This window comes from Pontimicrobium sp. MEBiC01747 (assembly GCF_053601635.1).
On the sequence record NZ_JBSHNS010000528.1, the window covers coordinates 1 to 5,650 of the forward strand.

The following is a 5,650-nucleotide window of genomic DNA, read 5'->3' on the forward strand; positions in this document are numbered from 1 at the left end:
AAACATTTTCATTTATAAATAGGTAAATAAGTTCGGTTCTAACAACATAAAATATAGCAATTGAGATGGTAAAGTAAATAATATACTTTAAATACTTTTTATGTAAAATATATTTTGGATATAATAAGTAGATATTTACGTATACTAATAAAGCTCCCATGAAAACAGTTACTAAATTAGATTTAAAGGAGTACCAATAATCTTGATAATAACTTCCCCAGCGTATAACATTGAGTACAAACCAACTCACCCAAAAAATAATATGATATTTTATGGGTATGGTGGTACCTATTCTATTTTTAAACAAAGAAACTTCTATAACTTGGTGTTTTTTTAGTTTTTATGTAGCAATTTTAAGAATATAATAATTAAAGCGCAATTAAATTAGCAATAGTTTAATTGTTAAAAATCACTTATCGATGGTTTTGTGCTGTTTGGTTGTAAAGTCATGTTGTTTATATATTTTTTTTCTTCAATTATTTTTTAATAAATAATTTAGGTTCGAATTAAAGACTAAATAATCAAATTATGAAACAAAACTTAAGAGCACTATTCTTGTTTTCTTTTTTATTATTAACGGTACAATTATCTTTTGCCCAAGAAAAAGAAATAAAAGGTACTGTTACAGCTAAAGCCGATGGTGAACCAACACCAGGGGTAAATGTATTAGTAAAAGGGACTACAAATGGAACTCAAACCGATTTTGATGGTAATTATTCGATAAACGCATCGAAAGGAGATGTCTTAACATTTTCGTTTCTAGGAATGACAAGTGTTGATGTTGTTGTTGGAGACTCTAACACCATTAATGTACAATTGGAAGAAGATGCAGAACAACTAGACGCTGTTATTGTAACAGCTTTAGGAGTTAAAAAATCGAGAAAGTCTTTAACTTATGCTGCGCAAGATATTAATGCAGACGAGTTAAATAAGGCTAAACAAACTAACCCAGTTAATAGTTTATCTGGTAAAGTATCTGGTGTAGCTATAACACGAAGCGCTTCAGGATCTGGAGGTTCTGTAAAAGTGGTATTAAGAGGAAACTCTTCTCTTGGAAACAATCAACCGCTCTATGTTGTTGATGGAATTCCTTTATTAAACCCAACAGGAGGGCAACCATCTGACACCTTTGGAGATATAAATGGAGGAAACAGAGATGGAGGAGATGCTTTATCTTTAATTAATCCAGACGATATAGAATCATTAACAGTACTTAAAGGAGCATCAGCCTCTGCCTTATATGGTAGTGCAGGATTAAATGGTGTGATATTAATTACAACAAAGAAAGGAAGAGCAGGAAACTTTAAAGTCGATTTTTCTTCGAATCTTACGGTAGATAGTGCAGCTTATTTTATGGACTTTAATGGAGAAACAGAACGTAATGTAGATGATTTCTTCGACAATGGCATTACTAACATTAACTCTATAAATGTTTCGGGAGGAACAGATAAAGCGCAAACCTATTTTTCATACAGTAATACCAATAGTTCTGGTATTTTACCAACAAATACTTTAACGCAACATACACTTAATATAAGAGAAACTGCCCAATTATTTAATGATAGATTAAATATTAATGCTAATGTTTTAGTGTCTTCACAAAAAATAAAAAACAGACCAGTTTCAGGATTATATTTTAACCCTTTAGTTGGAGCTTATGGGTTTGAATCTGATACAGAAAGATTATCAGATTATAGTAATTTTGAAGCGTATGATCCAGATAGAAACATACAAGCACAAAGATGGTTTAGAGCAACATCAGATATAGAACAAAATCCATATTGGATTTTACATCGTAATCCAAGTTTAGATAATAATAAAAAATTAGTAACCTCATTAAATTTAAAATATAAGTTTAACGGTTGGTTATCACTTCAAGCAAGAGGAACTTATGATAAATCTATTCTAGATTACGAAAAAAGAGTTTTTGCAACAACTGAAGCTACATTGGCGCCAGAAAACGGAAGATATATTACCTCTAACCAAGATTTTACTCAGGTTTTTGGAGACATAATCGCAACAATTACGCCAACAATAAATGACGATATTACATTAACGGCATTAGTAGGAGCAAGCACAACAAGAAATAGAACAGAATTGTTTAATGCAGATTCTGGAACCAATGGTGGGTTACAGTTTGCAAATGTATTTTCTTATCAAAATTTTGAAGGAAACCCACAAGTAAGTTTTGTGCAAAACTCATATAGAACTCAAGGGTACTCATTGTTTTCAAGTACAACTTTAGGATATAAAAATAAAGTGTATCTAGATATCACGGCAAGAAACGATTGGACTTCTACTTTACCAGAAGCTAATAACTCATTTTTCTACCCATCATTTGGTATTACAGGAATTTTAAGCGAATTATTTAACTTAGGAGATAAAGTGTCTTTTGCAAAGTTGCGTACATCGTATGCTGAGGTTGGTAACGGCTTTGGAGCAGATTTAATAGCTCGTAATCGATCTATAATTTTTGGAGGTGGCGGAATAAGTTCTACAGAACCTATTAATCCTTTCCCTGGAACTTTACCAGAACCAGAACGTCAACGTTCTTTTGAAATAGGTACAGAGTGGCGTTTTAATGATAATAAATATGGAATTGAACTAGGATATTACAGAACAAGTACAATTAATCAATACTTTACAGTTAATGTAGCCGCAGGAGCAGGAACCTCAGGGCAAGCTAATATAAACTCAGGAGATATATTAAATAAAGGTGTAGAAGCAACAGTATTCGCTATTCCAATGGAAACAGATAATTTTAGATGGAAAACGACAGTTAATTTTGCTAGTAATAAAAATGAAATTATTAAACTTATAGATTCTAGTATTCAAGGAGTAGAAACATTATCTAATTTCCCTGTTAGTGCACCAGGAGTAAATACATTTGGGTCGTATTTAGTAGAAGGTGGTGCCTTTGGAGATATTTATGCACAAGTAGTTGATAGAGATGAAAACGGATTACCTATAGTAGATACTTCAGATGGAATTGTGATTCAGCAGCAAGATGACGACGATAGAGTGCCTTCTTTAGAAAAAGTAGGAAATGCAAATCCAGATTTTACTTTAGGGTGGAATAACTCTTTTCAATATAAAAACTTCTCTTTAGACTTTTTAGTTGATGGTAAGTTTGGAGGAGAAACGGTGAGTATGACGGAAGCTGTTGTAGAAGGCTTAAGTAATAACTCTGCTAGAGAATCTGGTAACGGATCTGTAGCAATAGTAAGCCCAGATGGTGTAACATCAACATTATCTGCGCAAGAATATTATAGTGCCGCAGGTGGACGTAATGGATTTACTGGTGAGTATGTATACAGTGCTACTAATGTAAGGTTAGCCGAATTTGCTTTAGGGTATAAGTTTAAACTATCGGACGAATCATTTTTCTCAGGAATAAAAGCATCATTAGTTGGTAATAATTTATTTTTCTTTTATAAAGATGCACCACATGATCCTAATATTTCATTAAGTACAGGTAACGCACTGCAAGGTGTAGATGTTTTAGGACTTCCTTCAACAAGAAGTGTAGGACTAAATATTAATTTAACATTCTAAAAATTAACTCATGAAAAAAATAAACAAATTATTAGCGTGTTTAATTATCATTGGTTTAGTTGGTAATTCTTGTAGTGACTTAGAAGATATCAATAACAACCCAAGAGATATTACACAAGACCAATTAGAGGTAGATTTCCAGCATGTAGGCTCTAAATATAAACCCATATTTGAGAGTATTTATCAATATACTCCAGCATGGTCATACCAATTACAACAAAATTTAAATGCAGATGTCTATTCTGGATATATGACAAACCCACGCCCTTTTGTAGCTGGGGCAAATAATACTACTTACAACTTGGTAAGTGGATGGAATGATTTTATTTGGACCGTACCTTATAACAATGTAATGAATAATGTTAAGGCCATTAGCGATTTAACCCGAGACGATTTTCCTACATTACATGCTACAGCCTTAATATTAAAAGTTGAAGCCATGCATAGAGTATCAGATGTTTTTGGTCCAATTATTTACACCAGTTTTGGAGATTTAGAAAACGTTGGTGTTTATGATTCTCAAGAACAAGCTTATGATGCTTTTTTTGCAGATTTAGATACGGCTGTAGCTAACCTAATGGCAGATATAGATAGTCAAAGATTTTCTGCTTTCGATTTATCGTATGGAGGTGATTATACTAAATGGGTTAAAGCTGCGAATTCTTTACGATTACGTTTAGCAATCCGTATATCTAAGATAGATCCTGTAAAGGCAAAAGTAGAAGGAGAAAAAGCATTGAGTCAATCATTAGGATTAATGGAAACAAATGAAGATAACTTTTTTGTAAATAGTTCATTAAGTCACCCTTTAGCAACAATAGATAATTCTTGGGGAGATATTAGAATGAATGCTTCAATGGAATCCATATTAACAGGGTATAATGATGCTAGAATAGATAGCTATTTTGATGAAGCAGTAGATTACGCTGGTCAGCACAAAGGTATTCGTAATGGATTACCATTATTAGCAGGATACGCAGATGAATTAGCGCAAAAAGCAGATTATATTGGGTTTTCAACTTTAAATGAAAGTGTGAAAACATCATCTGTACAATTAATGACGGCAGCAGAGGTACATTTCTTAAAAGCAGAAGCGGCTTTAAGAGGTTGGACAGGTGCTGGTAGTGCACAAGCAAATTATGAGCAAGGTATTATGACTTCTTTTAACCAAAGAGGAGCAAGTGGAGCAGCAGCATACATTGCAGATAACACTTCAACACCAGCAGATTATGTAGACCCTGTAACACCAGGAAATAATATAGCAGCATTATCTAATGTAACAATAGCTTGGAATGCCGGAGATACAAATGAAGTTAAGTTAGAGAAAATAATTACACAAAAATGGATTGCAATGTTCCCAGAAGGACAAGAAGCATGGAGTGAGTTTAGACGTACAGGATATCCAAAAATCTTTCCAGTAGTAAGCAACCAGAGTGGAGGTGTTATAGATACAGCAATTCAAATTAGAAGAATTCCATTTGTAGATAGCGAATTATCTACTAATGCTGCAGGTGTAGCTAATGCTGTTTCCCTTTTAGGAGGAGCAGACAATGGAGGCACGAGAGTTTGGTGGGATACAGGAGGATCAAACTTTTAATACAAAAACGAGAACAAGTAAATTTTTGAGTTAGTTAATAGAACAAACGGGAATTAATGATGCTGTTTTTCCCGTTCGTTCTAACTTAGAATAATAAAAATAAAACAATGAGTGTAGAAGTTTCTGATTATAATCGTATTTCATATAAAAAAGCGGGAATGTTTGAAGACTCACGTTATGAAAAAATACATAACGTAATTTTTAACTCTTCAATAGAGGCTTCAATATTAGTAGCCCAAGAAATAGCTGCTTTAATTAGAGAAAAAGCTGCGTTAAACCAACATTGTGTGTTAGGGTTAGCTACAGGGTCGTCTCCCATTAAAGTGTATGAGGAATTAGTTAGAATGCATAATGAAGAAGGATTGAGTTTTGCAAATGTTATAACTTTCAATCTAGACGAATATTACCCGATGGAGAAAAGTAACATTCAAAGTTACTTTTATTTCATGCATGAGCACTTATTCAATCATATCGATATACTTCCAGAACATATTAATA

Annotated in this window: 3 protein-coding genes and 1 pseudogene; 3 read left to right on the top strand and 1 reads right to left on the bottom strand. The window is 33.0% G+C overall.

The genetic code is table 11. From position 1 onward, the window contains the following. Positions 1–250 (bottom strand): annotated as a pseudogene (locus ACVC2P_RS17210) (histidine kinase); the annotation flags it as partial. Between the two features lie 278 nt (positions 251–528). On the opposite strand from ACVC2P_RS17210, the gene ACVC2P_RS17215 reads away from it, so the two are divergent. From ACVC2P_RS17215 to ACVC2P_RS17225, 3 genes are all read left to right on the top strand, one after another. Then, positions 529–3,555 (top strand): TonB-dependent receptor domain-containing protein, encoded by a 3,027-nt coding sequence (locus ACVC2P_RS17215; protein WP_452599685.1) that lies wholly within the window; start codon positions 529–531, stop codon positions 3,553–3,555. A 10-nt stretch (positions 3,556–3,565) separates the two neighbouring features. Next, entirely contained in the window at positions 3,566–5,152 is a 1,587-nt protein-coding gene (locus tag ACVC2P_RS17220) for a RagB/SusD family nutrient uptake outer membrane protein (protein ID WP_452599686.1), read from the top strand. A gap of 107 nt (positions 5,153–5,259) precedes the next feature. Next, on the top strand, positions 5,260–5,650 hold a 391-nt coding region (locus ACVC2P_RS17225; protein WP_452599687.1), incomplete at its 3' end, for a 6-phosphogluconolactonase.

What these genes read in the sequence shown, in the direction of transcription:
- ACVC2P_RS17215 (WP_452599685.1), top strand. Translation starts at nt 529, where the DNA reads ATGAAACAAAACTTAAGAGCACTATTCTTGTTTTCTTTTTTATTATTA.
- ACVC2P_RS17220 (WP_452599686.1), top strand. Translation starts at nt 3,566, where the DNA reads ATGAAAAAAATAAACAAATTATTAGCGTGTTTAATTATCATTGGTTTA.